Origin of the sequence: Gordonia aichiensis NBRC 108223 (genome assembly GCF_000332975.1) — a bacterium.
Lineage (GTDB): Bacteria > Actinomycetota > Actinomycetes > Mycobacteriales > Mycobacteriaceae > Gordonia > Gordonia aichiensis.
On sequence record NZ_BANR01000003.1, the window covers coordinates 610303 to 631790 of the forward strand.

The 21488-nt window shown below is 66.3% G+C and carries 26 protein-coding genes and 1 pseudogene; 13 read left to right on the top strand and 14 right to left on the bottom strand.

What is annotated here, in order from left to right; genetic code table 11:
- The first annotated feature begins 20 nt into the window (after positions 1-20).
- The 3 genes from cynS to GOACH_RS04260 all read left to right on the top strand — a co-directional run bounded on the left by cynS (position 21) and on the right by GOACH_RS04260 (position 1795).
- Positions 21-473 carry a cyanase gene (cynS, locus tag GOACH_RS04250; protein ID WP_005171033.1) on the top strand — a complete coding sequence of 151 codons (453 nt, stop codon included), beginning with the start codon at positions 21-23 and terminating at the stop codon, positions 471-473.
- Positions 474-608: 135 nt separating this feature from the next.
- On the top strand, positions 609-1259 hold the full coding sequence (locus GOACH_RS04255; RefSeq protein ID WP_005171038.1) for a class I SAM-dependent methyltransferase: 651 nt from the start codon (positions 609-611) through the stop codon (positions 1257-1259).
- A 95-nt stretch (positions 1260-1354) separates the two neighbouring features.
- A complete protein-coding gene (locus GOACH_RS04260; RefSeq protein WP_005171042.1) occupies positions 1355-1795 on the top strand; it encodes an Rv0313 family protein in 441 nt (146 codons plus the stop codon).
- Between the two features lie 15 nt (positions 1796-1810).
- On the opposite strand, the gene GOACH_RS04265 is transcribed toward GOACH_RS04260, so the two are convergent.
- Together GOACH_RS04265 and GOACH_RS04270 are read right to left on the bottom strand one after the other, a co-directional pair.
- A complete protein-coding gene (locus tag GOACH_RS04265) occupies positions 1811-2659 on the bottom strand; it encodes an ABC transporter ATP-binding protein (protein WP_005171045.1) in 849 nt (282 codons plus the stop codon).
- The gene (locus tag GOACH_RS04270) at positions 2656-3597 is read right to left on the bottom strand and encodes an ABC transporter permease (protein ID WP_005171048.1); all 942 of its coding nucleotides are present in this window, start codon (positions 3595-3597) and stop codon (positions 2656-2658) included. Before GOACH_RS04270 ends, GOACH_RS04265 begins: the two co-directional genes overlap by 4 nt.
- 194 nt (positions 3598-3791) lie before the next feature.
- Here GOACH_RS04270 and GOACH_RS04275 point away from each other — a divergent pair, with 194 nt between their 5' ends.
- Complete coding sequence (locus GOACH_RS04275; protein ID WP_040517595.1) at positions 3792-4997, top strand: sensor histidine kinase; 1206 nt, start codon at positions 3792-3794, stop codon at positions 4995-4997.
- A complete protein-coding gene (locus GOACH_RS04280) occupies positions 4997-5632 on the top strand; it encodes a response regulator (protein WP_005171052.1) in 636 nt (211 codons plus the stop codon). Before GOACH_RS04275 ends, GOACH_RS04280 begins: the two co-directional genes overlap by 1 nt.
- A 5-nt stretch (positions 5633-5637) precedes the next feature.
- Here the strand turns inward: GOACH_RS04280 and GOACH_RS04285 are convergent, their stop codons facing one another.
- From GOACH_RS04285 to GOACH_RS04315, 7 genes are all read right to left on the bottom strand, one after another.
- Entirely contained in the window at positions 5638-6486 is an 849-nt protein-coding gene (locus GOACH_RS04285) for a TIGR03621 family F420-dependent LLM class oxidoreductase (RefSeq protein WP_005171055.1), read from the bottom strand.
- A 38-nt stretch (positions 6487-6524) separates the two neighbouring features.
- On the bottom strand, positions 6525-7169 hold the full coding sequence (locus GOACH_RS04290; RefSeq protein ID WP_005171057.1) for a LutC/YkgG family protein: 645 nt from the start codon (positions 7167-7169) through the stop codon (positions 6525-6527).
- Complete coding sequence (locus GOACH_RS04295) at positions 7166-8716, bottom strand: LutB/LldF family L-lactate oxidation iron-sulfur protein (protein ID WP_005171059.1); 1551 nt, start codon at positions 8714-8716, stop codon at positions 7166-7168. The genes GOACH_RS04290 and GOACH_RS04295 overlap by 4 nt, the downstream gene beginning before the upstream one ends.
- The gene (locus GOACH_RS04300; protein ID WP_005171061.1) at positions 8713-9453 is read right to left on the bottom strand and encodes a (Fe-S)-binding protein; all 741 of its coding nucleotides are present in this window, start codon (positions 9451-9453) and stop codon (positions 8713-8715) included. The genes GOACH_RS04295 and GOACH_RS04300 overlap by 4 nt, the downstream gene beginning before the upstream one ends.
- 188 nt (positions 9454-9641) lie before the next feature.
- Positions 9642-10154: an acyl-CoA thioesterase gene (locus GOACH_RS04305; RefSeq protein WP_005171062.1), complete on the bottom strand. Its 513-nt coding sequence runs from the start codon at positions 10152-10154 to the stop codon at positions 9642-9644.
- Between the two features lie 73 nt (positions 10155-10227).
- On the bottom strand, positions 10228-11052 hold the full coding sequence (locus GOACH_RS04310; RefSeq protein WP_005171064.1) for a formate/nitrite transporter family protein: 825 nt from the start codon (positions 11050-11052) through the stop codon (positions 10228-10230).
- A gap of 238 nt (positions 11053-11290) precedes the next feature.
- Positions 11291-11617, bottom strand: a complete 327-nt coding sequence (locus GOACH_RS04315; protein ID WP_005171066.1) for a transglycosylase family protein — start codon at positions 11615-11617, stop codon at positions 11291-11293.
- Positions 11618-11924: 307 nt separating this feature from the next.
- On the opposite strand from GOACH_RS04315, the pseudogene GOACH_RS04320 reads away from it, so the two are divergent.
- Positions 11925-12709: pseudogene (locus GOACH_RS04320) on the top strand (enoyl-CoA hydratase).
- Between the two features lie 4 nt (positions 12710-12713).
- Here the strand turns inward: GOACH_RS04320 and GOACH_RS04325 are convergent.
- The 3 genes from GOACH_RS04325 to GOACH_RS04335 form a co-directional block, all read right to left on the bottom strand.
- Positions 12714-13988: an AI-2E family transporter gene (locus GOACH_RS04325; RefSeq protein ID WP_005171071.1), complete on the bottom strand. Its 1275-nt coding sequence runs from the start codon at positions 13986-13988 to the stop codon at positions 12714-12716.
- 126 nt (positions 13989-14114) lie between these two features.
- Positions 14115-14687: a hypothetical protein gene (locus GOACH_RS04330; RefSeq protein ID WP_005171073.1), complete on the bottom strand. Its 573-nt coding sequence runs from the start codon at positions 14685-14687 to the stop codon at positions 14115-14117.
- The gene (locus tag GOACH_RS04335) at positions 14684-15442 is read right to left on the bottom strand and encodes an RNA polymerase sigma factor (protein WP_005171077.1); all 759 of its coding nucleotides are present in this window, start codon (positions 15440-15442) and stop codon (positions 14684-14686) included. Before GOACH_RS04335 ends, GOACH_RS04330 begins: the two co-directional genes overlap by 4 nt.
- Before the next feature lie 171 nt (positions 15443-15613).
- Between GOACH_RS04335 and GOACH_RS04340 the strand changes: the two genes are divergently transcribed.
- The 7 genes from GOACH_RS04340 to GOACH_RS04370 are packed head-to-tail and all read left to right on the top strand — an operon-like array spanning position 15614 to position 20047.
- The gene (locus GOACH_RS04340; protein ID WP_005171083.1) at positions 15614-16114 is read left to right on the top strand and encodes an Asp23/Gls24 family envelope stress response protein; all 501 of its coding nucleotides are present in this window, start codon (positions 15614-15616) and stop codon (positions 16112-16114) included.
- The gene (locus GOACH_RS24190; protein WP_005171085.1) at positions 16114-16671 is read left to right on the top strand and encodes a hypothetical protein; all 558 of its coding nucleotides are present in this window, start codon (positions 16114-16116) and stop codon (positions 16669-16671) included. Before GOACH_RS04340 ends, GOACH_RS24190 begins: the two co-directional genes overlap by 1 nt.
- Positions 16664-16846 carry a DUF2273 domain-containing protein gene (locus GOACH_RS04350; protein ID WP_005171088.1) on the top strand — a complete coding sequence of 61 codons (183 nt, stop codon included), beginning with the start codon at positions 16664-16666 and terminating at the stop codon, positions 16844-16846. Before GOACH_RS24190 ends, GOACH_RS04350 begins: the two co-directional genes overlap by 8 nt.
- Positions 16839-17411 carry an Asp23/Gls24 family envelope stress response protein gene (locus tag GOACH_RS04355; RefSeq protein WP_005171090.1) on the top strand — a complete coding sequence of 191 codons (573 nt, stop codon included), beginning with the start codon at positions 16839-16841 and terminating at the stop codon, positions 17409-17411. The genes GOACH_RS04350 and GOACH_RS04355 overlap by 8 nt, the downstream gene beginning before the upstream one ends.
- Complete coding sequence (locus tag GOACH_RS04360) at positions 17408-18058, top strand: DUF6286 domain-containing protein (RefSeq protein WP_005171092.1); 651 nt, start codon at positions 17408-17410, stop codon at positions 18056-18058. Before GOACH_RS04355 ends, GOACH_RS04360 begins: the two co-directional genes overlap by 4 nt.
- Positions 18055-18612, top strand: a complete 558-nt coding sequence (locus tag GOACH_RS04365; protein WP_005171094.1) for an Asp23/Gls24 family envelope stress response protein — start codon at positions 18055-18057, stop codon at positions 18610-18612. The genes GOACH_RS04360 and GOACH_RS04365 overlap by 4 nt, the downstream gene beginning before the upstream one ends.
- 16 nt (positions 18613-18628) lie before the next feature.
- Positions 18629-20047, top strand: a complete 1419-nt coding sequence (locus GOACH_RS04370; RefSeq protein ID WP_005171097.1) for a WS/DGAT domain-containing protein — start codon at positions 18629-18631, stop codon at positions 20045-20047.
- On the opposite strand, the gene GOACH_RS04375 is transcribed toward GOACH_RS04370, so the two are convergent.
- Positions 19977-20891, bottom strand: coding sequence for a hypothetical protein (locus GOACH_RS04375; RefSeq protein WP_005171098.1), 915 nt, complete (start codon positions 20889-20891; stop codon positions 19977-19979). The two genes, GOACH_RS04370 and GOACH_RS04375, sit on opposite strands and share 71 nt — an antisense overlap.
- Positions 20892-20900: 9 nt before the next feature.
- Positions 20901-21488 carry an HhH-GPD-type base excision DNA repair protein gene (locus tag GOACH_RS04380; RefSeq protein ID WP_005171100.1) on the bottom strand — a complete coding sequence of 196 codons (588 nt, stop codon included), beginning with the start codon at positions 21486-21488 and terminating at the stop codon, positions 20901-20903.

Below are 21488 nucleotides of genomic sequence, written 5' to 3' on the forward strand. Positions count from 1 at the left end.
TCGAGAGCAGGGAGTCGCGGGTGAACGCACCGATCATGTCCAAATCCGATGCCGCTGAGCTGATCGTCGCCGCGCGAATCCGTGCAGGCCTGACGTGGGCCGAGATCGCAGACCGTATCGAGGCGCCGCTGGTGTGGACCGTCGCGGCCCTACTCGGAAAGCATCCGGTGCCCGCAGAGAAGGCCGAGATCGTCTGCGAACTGCTCGGGCTCGGCGAAGGCGTCGCCGAGAGTCTGCGTCTGCAGCCTGCCCGTACCCGAGATGATGAACTGGTTACCGATCCGACGATCTACCGATTCTACGAGGCACTCGCGGTCTACGGCCCTGCGCTCAAAGAGCTCATCCACGAGGAGTTCGGCGACGGCATCATGAGCGCGATCAACTTCAAGGTCGACATCGCCAGGCGGCCCGACCCCGACGGCGATCGCGTGGTGGTCACCTTCGACGGGAAGTTCCTCGATTACCGGTGGTGAGCGACTGACCGACGATGCCGATCGGCAGGCGGCCGCCATCTCACCGGCGGGGAGCGGCATCGCCGGTAGCATTTCGTCGGGTGTGTCCGGCGATGGAGGCGGTGTGGCGATGGGTGCGCTGACAGGTGATGTCGGATGATCGGCGGAGTCCGGCGCCAGCTCGCGCGCGGGGCAGCACTGGTCTCGAGCTATCTGCGCCCGTATTCGTCCGCCCACGGCGTCGACGACTGTGAAGACGAGTACCGCCACGGCGAATGGGACTACCTCGCCAACGAGCAGGAGACCCCTCGATTCCACGTGGTCGCCGGCTACTGCCTTCGGACCACGTCCGCACCGCGTGTGCTCGAACTCGGCTGTGGCGAGGGCCTGTTGGCGCAGCGCCTGTCGCCCGCGCACTACGCCCGCTTCGTGGGGGTCGACGCCGCGCCGAGCGCTGTCGAACGTGCGACGGCCTGCGGACTGGAACGTGCGACCTTCGTGACCGCCGACGCCACCACGTTCGATCCCGGTGACCTCGATCCGACTGCTTCCACCCCCGCGTTCGACGCGATCGTGTTCTCCGAGATGCTCTACTACCTGCCCGACCCGCTGGGCACCGTGCGCCGCTACGAGCAACAGTGGTTGGCGCCGGGCGGCGAACTCATCGTCTCCCATTTCAAGTCGATCGATCTGCCGCAGGCACGGCAGGTCTGGAAGCTCCTGCACTCCGCCTACGACACCCGCCTGCGCACCACGCTCAGTACGGGCAACCTGACCTGGACGATCGAGGCGTTGGCGCCGCGCTGAACCGGTCTGCGCTCGGGTTGGTGGCGAAGAAGCGGTCGCGTCGCCACACTGGAGTTCAGTCCGGTGCTCACCGGATATCCGCAGGGAGGTAGACGATGGCAGGCAACAATCCATTCGGCATGGATCCGGAGGATTTCGATCGGTTCGCTCGAGAGGCCGGGGACGGTCTGCGCGACATGGTCGGGAAGTTCCTCGGTTCTCCCTCCGGCGGTGTTGCATGGTCGTCGGTATTCGAGCAGACCGGTCGCCGCGCTGCTCCCGAACCGGAGACCACCGGTGACACCGGTTCGGGTGTCTGGGCGGTGTTCGTCACCGATTCCGACGGCGGTGCCCGCGTGGAGCAGGTATTCGCGACCGAACTCGACGCGCTACGTGCCAATCAACGCAACACCGATCCGGCCCGCCGAGTGCGCTTCCTGCCCTACGGCATCGCGGTCAGCGCACTCGACGTCGAGATGCCCGCCCGCGACGAACACAACTCCGGTGATGTGACAGGCAACTCCGACGGCGACAGCACCGGTGGCCCCACGGCGTAACCGGCACCCGCTACGTCAGGCGACTTTCGCTGCACCCGCGCCCACGCGCTGCTGCGTGGCGATCTCGTCGTCAGAGAGCGCGCGCAGCTTTCCGTCGACCATCTCGCAGACCGCATCCATCCGATGCAGATGGGATGGGTCGTGGGTGACCAGAATCGTCGCCGCATTCTGCGTGCGCGACATCCTGATCAGCAGGTCGATGATCTCGCTGCCGCGTTGCTGATCGAGCGCACTCGTCGGTTCATCGACGAGCAGCAGAGCCGGGTCGTTCATCAGGCTGCGCGCGATGTTCACCCGCTGGCGCTGCCCGCCGGAGAGCTGACCGGGCAGCTTGTGCATGTGCGCGGCGAGGCCCACCTGGTCGAGTAGTACGCGGGCGCGGTCGTGGACCGCGCGGCGACGTCGGCCACCGACAATGATGCGTTGGCCGAGGTGCGCGGTCACCTCGAGCTGTTCGATAGCCGTCAGCGAACCGACGAGATTCGACTGTTGGAAGACGAATCCGAGGTGGTCACGGCGCATCCGCGCGGACTGCTTGCGCGACAGCGCACTCAGCTCGACAACCTTCCCGGGCGTGCCGCCCGACCCGACAGCCCCGGACTCGAGAGTGCTGCCACGCTCGGCGTCCGGTGCCGTGGCGATCAAGACGCGTCCGGAATCGGGTCGGATGAGTCCGCCGGCGACCGCGAGCAGACTCGACTTTCCCGAGCCGGAAGGACCGGTCACCGCGACGATCTCGCCGGGCGCCACTGCCAATGCGACGTCGTCGAGCGCTGTCACACGCCCGCCGCCATCGGGAAAGGTGAGCGTGACCGCCGACATCTCAAGAGCGGGAGTGGATTTCGGTGAAGTAGTTGTGGTCATCGTGCGCCTCCCAGCGCGGTGAGTGGATCGGTGGTGACGAGGAATCGGAGTGCCAACGCTGCGCCGACGAGGCCGAGTGCGATGATCGCGACGACGAGCACGACCGCGGCCTGGCCCAGGGCATCGCGGACGAGTGAGCCTGTGGAGGCGCCCAGCGCCTTGAGGACTGCGATGTCGGGAACGCGCTGCACCGTCCACACGGTGAAGAACGCGCCGATCACCAACGCCGAGATGACGAACAGCAGGACGGTCATCAAGGTCAGCGAGCTGTTCTCCGCCTTATACGACGCCAACGCAGACAGCGAATCGGCGGAACTGGTGACGGTCGTCTGGGTGCTTCTCGCCACCGACGTGGTGTCGGCGTCGCCGGACGCAGTGAAGGTCGCGACCGTCGCGGCGCCGGAGTGCGGCGAGAGCGACTGCCAATCACCGAGCGAGAGATAGACGACGGGGCTGTGGGCATACCAGTCGTCGCCGACCACCCGCGTCACGGTGAAGCGTTGACCGCCGAGTTCGACGACCGAGCCCGCACTCGCGTGCAGGTCGTCGGCGACCGGGGCGCTCAGCTCGACGTGACCCGAGCCAGGAGCGTCGCGATCGGTGCCGATGAGTGCCACCGGCAGAGGCGCGTCCGGCTGAGTGGACGTCGAGATCCGTGACCTCGAGATCCCCACGGCGACGGTACTCGGCTCGGCGGATCGCCATGCGTCGAGTTGTGCTGCGGTGAGCGATGATTCGTCGAACGACGGTGATGTGCCGGTGTCGGCGAACACCACAGACGAGCCCGGCAGGGCCTGCACGGCGGAGACATTCTGGTGCTTGAGGCCCGCGGTGAGTCCGCTGAGGAAGGTGACGAGCACCGCCACGAGCACGACGACGAGCGCGATGAGCGCGAAACGTCCACGAGCGCGACGCAGATCGCGAAGCGCGACATACATCGGGAGTCCTTTCTGCTGCGCCGCGGCGAGCACGCCCGGTCGCAGATGTCGATATCGGATGTATCTCTATGCTCGGCCGGGAACCCTCGTGCGCGCGTCGCCCGAGAAGGTGCCGCCCCGTCCACCCTTCCGACGTCGTGATCTCACACTTTCGATGGATGCCGACGCCACGTCCGGGGTTATCGTTGGGTGACATGCACACGTCGCCGCTCACTCCCGTCGTCGCAGGACTGCGCTGGGGTCTGCACCTGCTGGCCGTCGCGTTGACCGCGGTGGTGATGGCGCGGGCACTGATCGCGACCCCCGCCGACATCGCGGCGGCGGTTGTGGCAGCGGTGTGGCTCGCGGTCTACTTCGCCGGCGGACTCGCGCTCGGCGATCGGCGGCGTGCACTGGTGTGGTTGACGGTCCTGACCACGGTGTGGCTGGCGGAATTGGCGCTGACCCCCGAAGCCACCTACCTCGTGTTCGTGCTGTTCTTCCTCTACCTGCATCTGCTCGGCAGGCGTAGGGGGTCGGTGGCTGTGGTGCTCGCGACGGCTGTCGCGGTGATCGGGTACGCGGCGCACAGCGGGTGGTCGGCGGCGGCGGTGATCGGGCCGATTCTGGGTGCCGGGGTGGCCGTGGTGATCTCGGCGGGCTACGCGCAACTGTTCGCCGAGGCCGCGCAGCGCGAACGTCTGATCGACGAATTGGTCACGGCGCGGGCTGATCTCGACGAGCAGCAACAGGCGGTGGGGCGGGCTGCCGAACGGGAACGTCTCGCGGCCGAGATCCATGACACCGTGGCGCAGAGCCTGTCGAGTATCCAGCTGCTGCTGCATGCGGCCGAGCAGGCGACTGGCGAACGCGCGCAGGCGTCGATCGCGTTGGCGCGCACCGCGGCTGCCGAGGCTCTCACAGAGACCCGACGTCTCATCGCGGAACTGTCACCGGCGCCATTGGACGGGTCGTCACTGGCCGATGCACTGCGTCGGGTGGCGGCGGACGCCTCCGGACACGGAATCGACACCAGCGTGGTGATCGACGGTGACGTTGAACCGCTCGCCATGCCGACCGAGGCCGCGCTGGTCCGCATCGCACAGGGGGCGGTGTCCAACGTGGTGCGTCACTCGCAGGCGACGACGCTGCACCTGACCCTGACCTACACCGACGACGACGTGCACCTCGACATCGTGGACGACGGAACGGGTTTCGCCCCCGACGCGTCGGAAGGCTACGGGCTCACCACGATTCGACGTCGTGTCGCCGATCTCGGGGGTATCGCCGACGTCTCGTCCGACGCAGGTGGTACCACCGTAGCGGTGTCGTTCCCCCTCGCTCGCGGGTCCACCGATGAATCCCGCACCGGAGCCACGGATGTGACAGCTGCGCACATGAGTATGAGGGAGGGGCGCTGATGATCCGGCTGCTCCTGGCCGACGACCATCCCATCGTGCGCGCCGGATTACGAGCGTTGCTGACGAACGCCGACGACGTCGAGGTGATCGGCGAGGTCGCGACCGCAGAAGATGCCGTCGCCTGGTGCGCCGATGCCGGCCGGACACCGCAACCCGATGTCGTACTGATGGATCTCCGCTTCGGGGAAGGGCTTTCGGGGGTCGAGGCAACACGCAGCATTCACGAATTGCCCCATGCGCCGCATGTTCTGGTCGTCACCAACTACGACACCGACGCCGACATCCTCGCCGCCATCGAGGCGGGCGCCAGCGGTTATCTCCTCAAGGACACCCCGCCCGCAGAGCTGCTCGCCGCAGTGCGCGCCGCCGCGGCGGGGGAGAGCGCACTCTCACCGACCGTGGCCACGAGGTTGCTGACCCGCGTCCGTGCAACCCCCGACACCGTGCTGACGCCACGGGAGATCGATGTCGTCGCGCAGGTGGCGACGGGACGTAGCAACCGAGAGATCGCACGAGCGTTGCACGTCAGCGAGATGACGGTGAAATCGCACCTCGTGCACATCTTCACCAAACTCGGTGTCGGTTCGAGGACCGCGGCAGTGGCGGCGGCACGTCGCCAGGGACTCGTCGACTGAGGGTCTCAGCCGCGCACCAGACCGATCACCTCGGACAGTGCGTCGAGGTCGGCTGCGGACGGTTCGATGAAGGTGAAGTAGGAGATCCCAGCCGTCTCGTGAAGGTTCGCGATGCGCTCCGCGACCTGCGCAGCGCTGCCGTGCAGGATGTTCACCGACCCGCGGAGTGCTGCGTCGTCGAGGTCGGGATTCGCCCCGCGCAGTGGCGTGACGTCGGGTTCGCGGTCGACAGCCAGATCGAACACGATCACGTTGAATTCGAGTGCGTCGACCCGGTCTCCCGCCTCGGCGCGGACATGCGCGACGCGATCGGTCAGTACCGCGTCGTTCGGGAGATTCGAGAACGCGACGATGTCGGCCTTACGCGCGGCGAGTGAGAGCACCCGATCGCCGATGCCCGCGACCATGATCGGTGGACGCGGCTGCACGAACGGGGGTGCCTGGTCGGGATCGTCAAAGGCGGAACGCAGGTGATCGACGACCACCTCGAGGTGGTCGACCCGCTGTCCGGGGCGTCCGAAGGGGACTCCCGCTGCGTCGAATTCGTCCTTGACATAGCCGGCACCGAGTCCTATCTCGAGGCGTCCGCGGCTGAGTTGATCGACCGTGGCGAGGTCGCGGGTGAGTAGCGCGGGACGATAGAAAGGCGCGTTCAGGACGAAGTTCCCGATCCGCAGGTCCGGGGCCTCGGCGGCCGCGGCAACGAGGGCAGGCATCGGACCGATCAGGCCGAGGTGGTCGGGTACGAGGACGACGTCGGCACCGGCATCGGCGACCGCCCGCACCTGGGCACGGAACTCCTCTCCGGTGCCGGTACCCAACAGGTTCACTCCGAAACGGATATCTGGCGACATGCCCACTACCAACCCGCCCGATGCCGTATCGATTCCGCTCAGCGACCGCCGTTGGCCACGATGATGACGTGCAGGGTCCGCGGACCGTGCACGCCTTCCACGCGGTCGAGCTCGATGTCGCTGGTAGCGCTCGGCCCGCTGATCCAGGTCTGCGGACGGCTCGCCGATCCCTCGTCGATGAGTCGGGCGACGGCTTCGGGGACGTCGCTGACGATCTGGTCGGTGCGGATCAGACAGATGTGGACGTCGGGAACGAGCGAGACGGCCCGACGTCCCTGTCCCGCGGAGTGATCGAGGACGATCGTTCCGGTGTTCGCGATGCCGACGGCCGCCGTGGTGACCACCGCGCCCGCGGCATCGAGTTCGGTCGGGGAGAGGTCGTCGTCAGAGCACCAGGTCACCGGAGCGTCGGCCAGGAGGTCGCGCACCACCGCGTCGGCGATGACGGGGCCGTCGACAGATGCCAGTGCAGCGGTCACATGCTGAGTCACCTCGTCGGCAGCGACCTGCTCGACGATGGCCTTGTAGTCGGAGACACGCTCGGCGAATCGATCCACACGACCGAGCTCGCCCGTACTCACCGGCCGTCCATAGTCCCAGTCGACCGGAGTGGCGTCGTCGACGGGCACGTCGGCCAACGCGTCGCGGACCCGACCGATGATCTCGTCGCGCGCCGATGTCACGGTCGATCCCCGTCAGATCGGTTGCCGCGCTCGCGCTTCCACCACTCGCGGAACGTCTCGGCAGGCGGCACGGGAGTGTCGCGTGCACTCGACCACGGAGACATCGGCCAGGGCAGAGCACCGAGCATGCGGCGTGTGCCGAAGAAACGGTGGGTCGCGGTGGCGGCCTTCTGCGCGGCTTCGAGCCTGCGATGATCGGCGAAGATCTTCTCCATGGCCTTCATCGCCGTCGCCTCGGCGCTCGGGAGGCCTTTCCGATGCTCGTCGACGACCCTGGTACGGAGGTGAACGAGTATGTCGGGGATGGGGATCCGGACCGGACACACGTCGAAACAGGCTCCGCACAGACTCGACGCGTACGGCAGGGACTGGTCGATCTTCGATGCCGTGCCACGCAGTTGGGGTGTGAGGATCGCGCCGATGGGTCCCGGATAGACCGAGCCGTACGCGTGTCCGCCGGTGCGTTCGTAGACCGGGCACACGTTCAGGCACGCGGAGCAGCGGATGCAGCGCAGTGCAGCGCGTCCGACCTGGTCGGCCAGGACGCCCGTGCGGTTGTTGTCCAACAGCACGATGTGGACGTCGCGAGGACCATCGCCCTCGGCGGCACCCGTCCAGACCGAGGTGTACGGATTCTCGCGTTCTCCGGTGCTCGACCGGGGCAGGACCTGTAGGAACACCTCCAGATCGGCCCAGGTGGGAAGTATCTTCTCTATGCCAACCACCGAGATGAGGGTCTCGGGCAGGGTCACACACATGCGGCCGTTGCCCTCTGACTCGACGACCACCAGGCTTCCGGTCTCGGCGATCGCGAAGTTGGCGCCGCTGATACCGACCTTCGCGCGCAAGAACTTCTCGCGTAGGTGCAGCCGTGCGGCCTCGGCGAGCCGGGCGGGTTCCTCGGTCAGGTCGTCGGGTGCCGGCCTGCCCACCTTCGCCATGTTCTGCAGGAAGATCTCGCGGACTTCGCTGCGGTTACGGTGGATTGCAGGCACCAGGATGTGACTGGGCCAATCGTCGCCGAGTTGCACGATCAGCTCGGCCAGATCGGTCTCCCAGGCGTCGATACCCGCCGCGGCGAGTGCCTCGTTGAGCTCGATCTCCTGTGTGGCCATCGATTTCACCTTGACGACCTCCGGTGAACCGGTGTCCCGAACGAGATCGACGATGATGCGGTTCGCCTCGGCCGCGTCGCGCGCCCAATGTACGTGTGCGCCTGCGGCTGTCGCCTTCTCCTCGAACTCGAGCAGGTACTCGTCTAGGTGACGCAGTGTTCGGTTCTTGATGGACTCCGCGGCCACCCGCAGTTGTTCCCAGTCGTCGAGTTCCTCGACGACGGCGGCACGCTTGTGTCGGATCGTCGACGTCGCATGCTCGAGATTGCGACGCTGCACGGTGTTGGCCAACTCGTGACGCGCGGCCTTCGGGAACTTCGGCATCCCGACGAAGGTCTCTGTGACGCCGACGTGCGGATGCCCGAGCCCGACACCGTGGTGGCCGCCGGGCTGCGGGCTGTTCACCGGTTCGGCATCGACGATCTCGCTCATGCGGGACACTCCTCCGTAGACGCCAGGATCTCGGCGAGGTGCATGGTCCGCACTCCTGCCCGTTCGCGTGAGAGAAGCCCACCGATGTGCGCGAGGCACGAGTTGTCGCCTGCGACAAGAACTTCGGCCTCGGTGTCGCGGACATGCCGGGACTTGTCGGCTCCCATGGCCACAGAGACGTCGGCGTTCTTCATCGCGAACGTGCCCCCGAAACCGCAGCACTGGTCGGCCGCGGGCAGTTCGACAAGGTCGATGCCACGAACGTTGCGCAGCAACCGGAGTGGCTTGTCGCCGACACGCAGCATGCGCAGCGAGTGACACGTCGGGTGATAGGTGACCCGGTGCGGGAAGTAGGCCCCGACATCGGTGATGCCGAGCACGTCGACGAGAAACTCACTGAGTTCGAAGAATCTGGGTGTCAGATCGTCGACAGCCAGACACAGCCCGGTGTCGCCGGTGCGGGCGGCGACCGTCGCGTGCTGGTGACGGACCGACCCGATGCACGAACCCGACGGAGCGACGACAGCGTCGTATCCGGAGAACACGTCCACGAACTGGCGCACGCCGCCGATGGCCTCGTCGGCGTAGCCGGTATTGGTGAACATCTGACCGCAGCAAGTCTGCTCAAGCGGGAACTCGACGTCGACGCCGAGGCGCTCGAGCAGCAGCAGCGTCGCGCGTGGGGTGTTCGGCCACATCGTGTCGTTGAAGCACGTCGCGAATAGGGCAACTCTCATCGTCGACCACGCGTGGTTCGGAGGTGGTGCATCGCTCACCGCCAGGGTGTGGGGGCTGATGACCGGTGTTCCCTGCGACCCGGTCTGTCCTCGACGCTATGGGCACTCGTCGGGAGCGTCAACCGCTGACACGTCCCGCGACTGGAGCTGCCGCCACGATTCCTCAATGCCGACGGCGGATGGCGCGATCAGGCGTCGCGCGCCGAGCGCAGGGCCGCGCGGCGCAGTTCGGCCTCCGCGAAGCGTCGTTTCTGATCGTCGGTCTCGGGCACGAGCGGCGGCACGGCGTGCGGGCGTCCGTCGTCGCCCATCGCGACCATCGTGAAGTAACAGCTGTTGGTGTGGCGGCGGATTCCGGAATGAATGTTCTCGGTCTCGACCCTGATGCCGACCTCCATCGAGGTGCGTCCGGTGTGATTGATCGAGGCCGACAGGATGAGGAGCTCGCCGACGCGGATCGGTTCGCGGAAGATCACCCGATCGACCGACAGCGTGACCGCGTATCGACGGGAGTACCTGCTCGCGCACGCGTAGGCCACCTCGTCGAGCAGTTTGAGAAGGGTGCCGCCGTGAACGTTCCCGGTGAAGTTGGCCATGTCGGGTGTCATGAGCAACGACATCGACAGCGTCGACCGGTCGGCGTCGGAGACGTGGTGGCCCTGCGTGGGCTGATCGTCGGGCAGAGGGTGTCCGGCGTCCATGCGCCGATCGTAGCGGGTGCATCGTTGCAGCGTGCGGTGCGTTCGACGACCCCGGTGGCCCGACCGGATGTCGTCAGCCTGCGGGCTGTTCGTCGTTGGAGCGTTCCTCGTCGATCAGTTCCTTCGTCCGCAGCAGCCGAAGCGATGTCACGAGGACGACCCCGCCGAGGATGTTGAACACCACCGCGTACCAGAACCACCCGAGCCAATCGGCGTAGCCGACATCGGCGCCGGAGAAGATGGCACCGAAGATCAGGAGCGAGTCGAGCACCGAGTGGAACAGCTGCAGTCCGGCGAGCAGGAACGCGGCACCGACGCAGGCGATGATCCGCGCGACCGGTGAGTCGGTGCCCTGCTGCATCCTTGTCAGCAGCGTCATCGTGCTGCCGCCGAGAACCGCCAGGCAGATCGACTGGAGGTTGAGCGGGGCGTGCACGAAATGTTCGGCGGACTCGGCGAGCGTGGCACTCCACTCGGGGAACGCCCTGGTCACGATCCACATCATGATCGCGCCGCCGACAAGGTTGGCGGCCAACGTGCCGATCCACAGCTTCGCAAGGTCGCGAAGTCTGCCGTCGCGGGCCGCGACGGCTGCGATCGGCATCAGGAAATCCTCGGTGAACAGCTCGCTGTGGGCGAGGTAGATGGCGACGAGCCCGATGGAGAACGCCAGGCCTGCGAGAAGGTGATTGTCTGTCTCGTGGAGCACCGCGAGCATCGCCATGATGCCCACGGACACCTCGATCCCGCCGAACAGCCCGGTGACCAGGATCGTGCGCGCCGTGCGGTGCAGTCGCTCAGAGCCTTCGGTGACCACGGCATCGAAGCTGCGCTCGAGTTCGTCTTCGACGGGTCCGTCATTGCGTCCGACGCGGCGTCGTTCTGCTTCGTCACTCATTGCGTCCTAGTACTCGGGTCACAGCTCGATCGTAGAGGTCGACGGAGAGGAGGTAGTGCTGCTCGCGCGTCCCGACGTGCGCGCGACACGACAACGCCCCGCGAGGGTGGATACGCATCGGTGATGCATATCCCACTCACTCGCGGGGCGTTGTGACACTGAAGGGCCGGGCCTCATCGACATCGACGATGTCGGCCAACCCGAAGCAGCCGGAGTCACCGGCCGTCAGGGCCAGCGGTCAGAGGTACTGGCCGCACACCGGCCATGCACCGGGACCCTGGGTTGCGAGCACATTCTCCGCGACGCGGATCTGCTCCTCGCGCGATGCGTTGGCCGCGCTGCCGCTACCGCCGTTGGCCTCCCAGGTGCTCTGCGAGAACTGGAGTCCGCCGTAGTAGCCGTTGCCGGTGTTGGTTGCCCAGTTGCCGCTGCTCTCGCAGTTGGCGACGGCGTCCCAGTTGTGGCCATCCGCCGATGCGGTGGCGGTGGCGACACCGAACGGGGCGAGTGCGAGCGCGCCGATGATTCCGGCGCGAAGGGCGGTCTTCTTCATCCGCGTGGTCATTGTTCCTCCTATCAGTCACCCGGTTGGGGGAATTCGACGTGTTGTCGGGTGACTCGTATTTGGACCACCGGCGACCTTACGGAGTGATCACGGAAAGGTCACATCGACTCGCTGACCTGCCCAGGGCTGATTATCCAGGATAAATCACGTTGTTTATCGAGAAATGCCTGCGCACTGCGGCGTTTTGCCTTCTTATTTTGCCGGCTCAATTATTCTCGGACTATGAGTCAGATCACTTCTGTTTTGTGTTCCGGCGCACAGATAATCTCGAGTTGGTAGGAGAAAAAGTGTGGAGAAATGAGGATGAATGTCTGAGATGAGCAGCGCGATGGTCACCGTCTCGTACGACGGCCCGATCGGCCACCTCACACTGGCCGATCCGCGTCGGCGTAACCCTCTTTCGACGTCGACGATGCAGGCGGCGACGACGGCGCTCGGTGAGTTCGACGCCAACCGGGACGTGCGGGTTGTCGTGATCCGTGCCGAGGGACCTGCGTTCTCGGCAGGGCACGACCTCACCGAACTCGTCGACCGCACCCTCGAAGACGAGGAGGCGGTGTTTGCGACATGCGTCGACTTGATGACAGCGATCCACGAGATCCGGCAACCGGTCATCGCGCAGGTCGCGGGTCCGGCCTTCGCCGCGGGTTGCCAACTTGTGGCCACGTGCGATCTCGCCGTGGCCTCCACGCACGCCTCGTTCAGTACGCCAGGGGTACGCATCGGGTTGTTCTGTTCGACCCCGATGGTTGCGTTGACCAGGGCGATCGGGCGGAAACGAGCGATGAAGATGCTGCTCACCGGCGATCCGATCGACGCGGCAACGGCCGCCGAGTGGGGCCTGGTCAACGACGTCGTCGACCCTGACGATCTCGACGCCGCGGCACGGGATCTCGCGCTGCGGATCGCGTCGTCGAGCGCGTCGACCCTCGCGATGGCAAGAGGGCCTTCTATCGGCAGATCGACGAGTCGGAACCGGACGCCTACCGCTCGATGAGTTCGACGATGGCGACCAATGCGATGACCTGTGACGCACAGGAGGGCATGACGGCATTTCTGGCCAAGCGTGACCCGGTCTGGTCGGATCGCTGAGAGATCAGGAGGAGACGGTGTCCTCGCCACCGTCTCCGGCGCGATGTGCCTGCTGGGCTTCCTCCCGGATGCGGGCTTGCTGCTCATTGTGTCGTCGCGCCTCCTCGACCTCGTCCGTGGTCGGTCGCCCCGAAGAGATGAGCACATCTGTCCAGCGGGTCGAGGGGTCGATATCGAGGAGGAGTGACTTGCACAGCAGGGTCAACGGGATGGCGAGAAGCGCGCCGAGTGGCCCGATCACCCAGGCCCAGAAGATCAGGGACAAGAAGGTGACCGTGGTCGTGAGGCCGACGGAGTCGCCGACGAACTTGGGTTGGATCACCGACTGGATCACGAAGTTGATCACCGAGTAGATGACGATGACCCACAGCGCGAGCATCCAGCCGCCGTCGAGGAGGGCCAGGATCGCGGGCGGGATCACTCCGAGTACGAATCCGATGTTCGGGATGTAGTTCGTGATGAACGAGAGCAGACCCCACAGCAGCGGGAGCGGAATTCCCATGAGCCACAGCGCACCCGTGTCGAAGACCGCCACGATGAGGCCGAACACGGTGGAGACGACGAGATAGTTGCGCGTCCCCGAGGCGAATGTGTCGAAAGCGTGCGCGACGTCGGGTCGGACTCTCTTCAGGACCGCGAAACGTTCGTCGGAGTTGATCGAATCGACGGCCATGAAGAGCAGGACCGTGAGCACCAGGATGAGTGCCGACGCCGCATTCGCCGTGCTCGACACGACGTCACCGACGACGTCGAATACCTTGCCCGCGTCGACATGCGAGAGCATGTCGTTGACCTTGTCCTGCCCGATTCCGTGGTCGGACAGTGCCTGCTGGACATCGTCGATGAGGTCGTTGAACTTGTCGCTGTACTGCGGGAGGATCGTCGCGAGTCGGGCGATGCAATAGATCACCGAACCGAAGAGTCCGAGGATGATCCCGTACACGAGGAGAACCGTCGCCAGGAACGCGGTCCACTTGGGCCAGCCCTTGCGTCGCAGCCATCCTGGGACCGGCGCGACGGCGACGGTCATGATCAGTCCGAGGAAAACCGGACCGACGATCGATCCGATCGATTTGATACCGAGCACCGCGACGACGATGCCCGCGATGGTCAGCAGCACCACCGTTCCACGGGGCAACGCCCAGGTCGGCGAACCGGGATCGTCGGCGGCGCTCGGCTCAGCGACGGCAGGCGCGCTTCGCCCATCGGGCGACGCGTCGGCTGATGCGGACGACGTCTGTGCGACCTTCTCTTCTGAACCGGCGTCTTCGTCCGCCATGTCGACCTTTCTGTCGGCGTCGGCCCCGCGCTGCTCCCCGTGACGGTCGTGAACAAGAAGTTCCGCCCGGCAAAGCATATAGACGGACGTGCCAATCGCGGGGGTGAACGCGCGTGTCGATGCGGCTCAGTCGATCCAGTTCCTGGTGTAGAGGTCCTGCCAGCGGATGTCGATGTGGCGGCGAGCCGTCGCGGTGATCGCAGGACCGAGAGCAGAGGCGAGCACGGTGTCGGCGACCTCGCGCACACGATCGGAGTCGGCGACCAGATCATCGTGGTACCGAGCGATCAGGCCGATGCGCACTCGGGTCACCGCGTTGTCGGAGAGGCCGTCCTCGGCAGGATTCTCGACGCTGCCGGGTGCGTCGAGTTCCACCAGGACGACAAGTCGTCCCAGTGCATGCCGGATGCGCGTCGCGAGTAATTGTTTGACCACGCGGTCGTTGACCTGCACCCTCTCGTCATCGGTGTCGAGGGGGCGGCCGTTGCGGCGGACCCGGCCGATCTTGCCCGTGATCGACGAGATCAGCCGGGCTATGTCGCGGTCGGGTTCTTCGAGTCGACGACTCGCGTCGACCAGCCAGGCATCTGTCTGCTCGTCGTCGTAGACATCGATTCGCCCGAGGTCGGCGCGGTTGCCCCCGGTGCTCTGCGTCCCGGTTCGGTTGCTCTGCGTCCCGGTTCGGTTGGTCTGCGTCACGGTCGTCCTCCTCTCTGCGTACTCGGTTCGGTCGGGCTCTCTCCGGGGCGCCACGGTGCCAACCGGGTTGCGAGGTATCGCCGACTTCGTTGCAGGTGGCCGCGGACCGAACCCACCGAGATCTGCAGGACCCGGGAGATCTCGGTGAGCGAGAGGCCCTCCGCTTCTCGGAGCCACCATACGGCTCGCGACGTCTCGGGGAGGGTTGTCAGTTCGCGGCGCAACGCCTCGACGAGGGAGGTGTGCATCGCCTCGTCGGCGGGCAGCGGCCGCGGATCGGAGAGGTCGGCGAACCGTTCGTCCGCGGTCGGGACGTCGCGGCGTCGACGCCAGTGATCGACGGTTCTGCGATGTGCAATCCCGAACATCCATGTTTTGAACGAACTGCGAAATGCGAAATCGGGTAATCCCCGCCACGCGTCGAGGAGCGTGTCCTGGGCAAGGTCTTCCGCGGTTTGCGGATCATCGACCATGCGACGCAGATAGCGCAGCAGAGACGGCGAAAGTTTCTCGACCAGTACCGAGAACGCCTCGGCATTGCCCGCCGCAGCTGCCGCGGCGAGTTCGTCCTCGGAGAAATCGTTCAGTGACAGGCTCGGGTCTGGTGGCGGCGCGGGGTTCGGCGCGGACGTCCGCCGATCCCCCGAGGGGCGGCGTGGCGACGACCGGGATGCCGAGGGCGCGGCCGCAGAAACCTGTGATCCGGCACTGTGTCCGGCATCACTCGAATTCACGCGTGCAGATATCGGATTCACTACGACTGACCTTATACGGGTGCGACGAAGCAGCGGGCACAACTGCTGCGCGTCGCCGCCCGGTCCGGTCGTCGCCGGTCGGCGCGCAGGAGACATGCGCGTGCGCCCGAGGTCACCGGTCCAAGGTCGTCCTGTCATTCCAACCGGATGAAGTAGAGGAAAGGGAACGTCATGTCAGACACCACCGCAACCACCGAGTCGAAGTCGACCACGGGCGGTACCGACAGCTCCAAGAGCGGCAGCGCCGTCGCATTGAAGGATGCGTCCAAGAGCGTGGCACCCGCGGGAGAGCGTGGTAAGACCTCCATCGCCGACCAGGTCGTCGCCAAGATCGCGGGCATCGCAACTCGCGAGATCAACGGCGTCTACGACGTCGGCGGCGCCACCGAACGGATGGTGGGCAAGGTTCGCGAGGTGATCCCGGGTACGGGCACCAGCACCACCCAGGGCATCAATGTGGAGGTCGGCGAGCGGCAGGCCGCTGTGGACGTCTCCATCGTCGCCGACTACGGGGTGGCCATCCACCAGCTCGCCGCGGCCATCCGTCGCAACGTCATCACCTCCATCGAGCAGATGACCGGTCTGGAGGTCACCGAGGTGAACGTGACCGTGCACGACATCCACTTCGGCGACGAAGACGACGACTCGTCGGATACCCCGCGAGTCCAGTGATGTCCGATACGACGACGCCTGCCGGCTCGACGCCCGGTGCCGCGGCCGACGACAACGGCTCGCTCGCCGAGCGGGTGGCGAACGCCGCGGTGTCGGTGCCCGGGGTGACCGGTCTGCACGCGGGTGTCTTCGGAGAGGTCGCCACCTATCTTCCCGGAAGCCGGGTGAGCGGAGTGCGTCTGTCGGAGAATTCCGGCGAAGTGCACATCGTCGTCGACATCAACCGCGATCTGCGGGCAGTCGCCGACGAGGTGGTGACAGCCGCGTCGCAGGTCGCCGGGGTACCGATCTCGGTGGTGGTCGAGGACATCTCGACCGGATCCGCGCCGCAGGACGACACATCACGTGACGTCGTAGAAGGCGAACTCGTCGGGGGTGATCGCACCGCAGGGGAGATCTCGCCCGGAGACGCAACACGGGGCGACGCTGCGCAGAACGATGCCCCGCAGAACGAGGCCCCCCAGAACGAGGCCCCCCAGAACGAGGCCCCCCAGAACGAGGCCCAGCACAACGACGGCACTTCAACTCGATCAACGAAGGTGAACAACGATGATTAACAACGCGGTGGTCGGCCTCATCGTCGGATTGCTCCTGGCAATCGCGGCGACGACCGGCGGGTTCAGTGGTTTCATCCTGGCCATCGTTCTCGGAGCGGTGGGTCTGGTGATCGGCCTGCACCGTGACGGTGTTCTCGACCTCGGCCGACTGCTGAAGAGCAGGAACCGTGGCTGATGCGGTGACGGTCACCCGCGGCGACGTGAGCGCCGCGGCCGTCGGCACGGCAGCGCGAGCGTTGTCGCCGGAGGCCGCGGGCTCATCCGACCCGGGATCGCGCGGGCGCCTGACGCTCGACGACCGCGTCGGCGAGAAGATCGCCGAGCGGTCGGCGCTCGACGTGGACAGGGTGATCGAGTCAGACGGAAAGGGTGGCTCGGTACTCAACGCGATCAATCCGCTCTCCGGCGGGTATCCGTCCGCAACGACGGATATGTCGCAGACCGCACCGGTCGTCACACTCACGATCGCGGTGAGTTGGCCGTGTGCTGTCGCTGCGGTGTGCGCCGAGGTTCGTGACCACGTCGCGGACGAGCTCGCGCGTCTCACCGGGGTTCGGCCCTCGCGCGTCGACGTGACGGTCGCCCAGATAGTGACCGGTGCCCAGACGAAGCGCAGGCAAGCCGGATACGTCGAGATCCCCAACCCGGGGGCGTCGGAGAAGTCGTCCGGCGAGCCGGGGACGGAGGAGTCATCCGGTCAGCCGGGTTCGGACAGAGACGCCGATGAGGAGGAGTCATGAGCACGACAGACGCGGGGCCCGTCGAGTCGAAGCCGGGTGAGCAGGGTAGGGGCGAGGCGCCTCGGGTCGAGTCGCGCTCGGTTGCCCGGGCTCATGCCGCCGACACGCACAAGGGCAAGGTGTTCACTCCCGCTGCCGGCCCCAAATCCGTTGTCTCCGGGGTGATCATCGGCATTGCGTTACTTGCCCTGGTCGCGCTGGCGATACACGACCTGTTGATCCAGGCGGGCTGGGTGTCGGGCGAGGGTTGGCTGCAGGCCGCTGCCGACTGGCTCGACGGTGCGACCTGGAAGGACTGGATGTGGGCCGCCGCAGTGGGATTCGTCGTCGTGGGTCTGCTCCTGGTGTGGACAGCCGTAGCTCCGCGTCGGCGCACCCACGTGAGTCTCGGCGACTACGAGGTCCTGTGGACCCGACGCGGTGACGTGGCACGCCGATTCAGCACGGCCGCGCTGTCGGTGTCGGGTGTCGAGCACGCCACGACCGTTGTCGGCCGTAGGCGGGCCAAGGTCCTCGTCACCACCGACAGCAGCGTCGACGAGTCCGCATTGCGCGAGACGCTCGACGATGTCGCGACGTCGTTGGAGAAGCCGGTTCGTGTGAAGCTCAAGGTCGTCACCCGACACAAGAAGGAAGGATCGCGATGAACCGCGGACCCGCGTCGTTCCACCGGATCACCGCTGGACTGATCGGGCTGATCTGCCTCGTCATCGGGGTGGGTGCCCTGCTGTGGAAGTTCGATGTGCCCAGGATTCGTGAGTGGTCCGATCATCTCGATTCCGGATGGCCGGCACGGCTCGACGGTACCGACTGGTGGACGGTGGCGCTGATCGTGATCGTCGTCGTCGGTCTCATCTGGGGGTGGTCACTGATCGCGAGCGCGATCCGTCCCGGCAAGGTCGACGATCTCGAGCTCGCCGGAAGCAACGACGACGGCGAGTTGGTCGTTGCGCCCAAGCTGATCGCCAATGCGGTCGCCGACGATCTCGCGGGCAACACCATGTTCAGCGATGTCTCGGCCAAGGCTGTTGATGATCGGGGACGCAAGTTGATCCGGGTCACGGTGACTGCGCCGCCGACGTACTCCTACGACGACGTCGCAGCCGTGCTCGGGCCGGAGATCGAGCTGATCCGTTCGGCCGTGGCTGGTTCGGACGTCCACGTTCAGGGACTGGTCCATCTCGAGAATCCCAAGGACTGAACAGGACTCGGCCCGAATGCGGCGATTGTCAGCGGCAGACGCGTTGCCGTACTGGATGGCGCCGATCATTCCCAACGATCAGTTCGTCGTCTACGTTTTCGGCGAAGACGACCGAGGTCGCGGCCACAGCGCTGGGGATCGGAGCGAGATCGCCGCGTGGCTCGCCCGACGTGCGGCGAGAATCGACGACCTGACCCTTCGCGTTCTTGACGTTCCCTTTACGCTCGATCGGCCGTACTGGGTATCCACCGGGGTGCACTCACGGCAGATCGTCGTCGACGACGCTGCGCAGACCTGGCAGGAATGTCTTGCGGCACTGGCCGATCGGATGTCGGTCCCGCTCGACCCGACCGAGCTCGCCTGGCGCATCCATGTGTTCGGCCGCGTCGCCGGAGTGCCCGGCGGCGGTGACGGGCCGGGGGTTGTTGTCGCGCTTCAGATCTCGCACGCGCTCGGTGACGGTCGACGTACGGCGGAAATCGCTCGCGACTTGTTCGGCCACGCACTACCCGCTGGATCTCGTCGGCTAACCCTCACGCGTGTGGTGCCCGACTCGGCTCTACATGCGGGCACCGCACTTCTCGGTGCGCTGCGGCTGCCCGGTCAGGTCGCGTCGATGATCGCTCGTGGGTTCGTCGCCTGGCGTCGCTATCGAAGGGCGCCGGTCGAGCAGGGACGCGGCGTTCCGCTCTCGCGGTTCAATGTGCCGGCTGGGACGGCACGTACGCTGCGCACGCTCACCGTGGACAGTGATGCGCTGCGGATCGGGGGAGCGGGTGTGACGGTGGGCGCGCTGGTAGCGATCTCGATGGCACTCCCGCCGTTTCTCGGAGCGAGCGACGATCGACTCGTCGTCGAACTGACCGTCGCGCGGACGCCGAAAAAGTGGGTGCGCAACAACTTTCGCAATGTCGGTGTGGATCTGCATGTCGACCAACCGAATCTGGCCCAGCGGGCACGCCTCATCGCCGACGACATCGCAGCCGCCCGGCGCGCTGACGACGACCCGACCCGTGTCGCATCGCGCGCTGCGACCGCTGCCACGCCCGCTTTCCTCACACGCTGGGGCATAGGTCGATTCGACCCGACAGCGGTCCCCGAGCGGGTCACCGGGTTCACCGTCGTGTCGTCGGTGAACCGGGGTGCGGACGATCTGGCACTTGACGGCAGGCCGGTGCTCGCGACGACCGGGTTCCCGGCGCTGTCACCCGCGCAGGGGCTGACGCACGGTGTGCACGGGATCGGCAATCGTGTCACGATCTCGCTGACCACCGCCCCCGGTGTCTTTCCCGACGTCGACGGCTACCTCGCCTCGTTGTCCGCAGCGATCGACGAACTCGCCGCGTGCGGAGCCGATGACGCGATCAGAGTTGGTCGTGCGGAGCCCGCGACGGATCGTGACCGCTGGGAAGGGAATTCCGCGAGCCGCGGGTGAGGCGCTTGGGCAATCGGTCGGCGAGGCCGCCGAGCGGTGCCACGGTCTGATTGAGCAGGTCGACGGTGTCGGCCAGTTCGTGGACGGTGTCCTGCATGGCGATCAGATTCGGTGCGAGTGTCGCGATGACCTCGGTCAGTTCGGTGATCCGATCGAGTGTGCCGCCGGGGGTGATCGCGCGTTCGACTGCGCCGTCCTCGCCGACGAGTTGATCGAGCAGGCCCCCGTCGGTGGCGAGCCTGTCGAGCGCGCCCCCGGGTTCGGTCGCCTTGTCCAGGAGACCGCCCGGCGCGGTGAGCTGGTCGACGATCCCGCCCTCAGAGGTCAGACGTTCGAGAATGCCCTCGTTCTCCGTGAACTGATCGACCACGCCTCCTTCGCGGGTGAGCCGATCGAGCGGACCGTCCTTGGCGGTGAGCCGGACCAGGATGCCGTTCTCGTCGGTGATCTGGTCGAACAGGCCGCCGGGGGCGGTCAGCTTCTCCAGAAGACCGTCCTTCGCCGTGAGTCGATCGACGACGCCGCCAGGCGTGACCAGGCGCTCGAGCGGACCTCCGGGCGCGATCAGCCTGCCGAGCGGGCGGTCGGGGGACATCAGGTCGCTCAGCTGGGCCAGCAGAGCGAGAGGAGCCCGCGCGCCGCCGAGTTCGGCCCCGGAGATGCCGATGGCCTGCCCGATCTCGTGCTGCACGCTCGTTGCGGTGACTCGCGCGATGGTGACCGCGGACTCGGCAGCGGTCAGCGCAACGCCGGTGATCGCGAACCCCAACCGAAACGGAAGGTCGATGGCCGAGCGCACCTCCGGACGGATGATGCCGACCTCGACGTCACGTTCTTCGACCACGACGACACCCTAGCCTTTCACAGACGTCTGATTGTCGGCTTTCGCCGCGGCCTTGGCGGCCTTCTTGAAGTCCCGGACCTTCTGTAGCGAGTCGGGATCGGTCACGTCGGCCACGGACCGAAAACCCTTCTTCCCGTAGTCGCCGACCACCGACGTCCACCCCTTCGGGGTGACATCGAGTTGCTTTGCGAGCAGCGCGGTGAAGATCTTGGCCTTCTGATCCCCGAAGCCCGGCAGTGCGCGGACTCTGTCGAAGAGTTCCTTGCCGGTGGTCGCGGTCGTCCACAGTTGTGCGGTGTCGCCGTCGTATTCGTCGACGATGACGCGCGCGAGAGCCTGCACCCGTGCGGCCATGGAGCGGCCGTAGCGATGGATCGCCGGCGGTGTCGCGCAGAGGTCGGCGAAGGCATCGGGCTCGGCGTCGGCGATGGCAACCGGGTCGAGCGAACCGAACCTGTCGCGGATCTTCGCCGGACCGGCGAACGCCCGCTCCATGGGGAACTGTTGGTCGAGCAGCATCCCGGTCAACAGAGCAAAGGGGTCGGTCGACAACAGCTCGTCCGCCGCGGGGTCCTGGGCAATCTGCAGTTTTGCCAT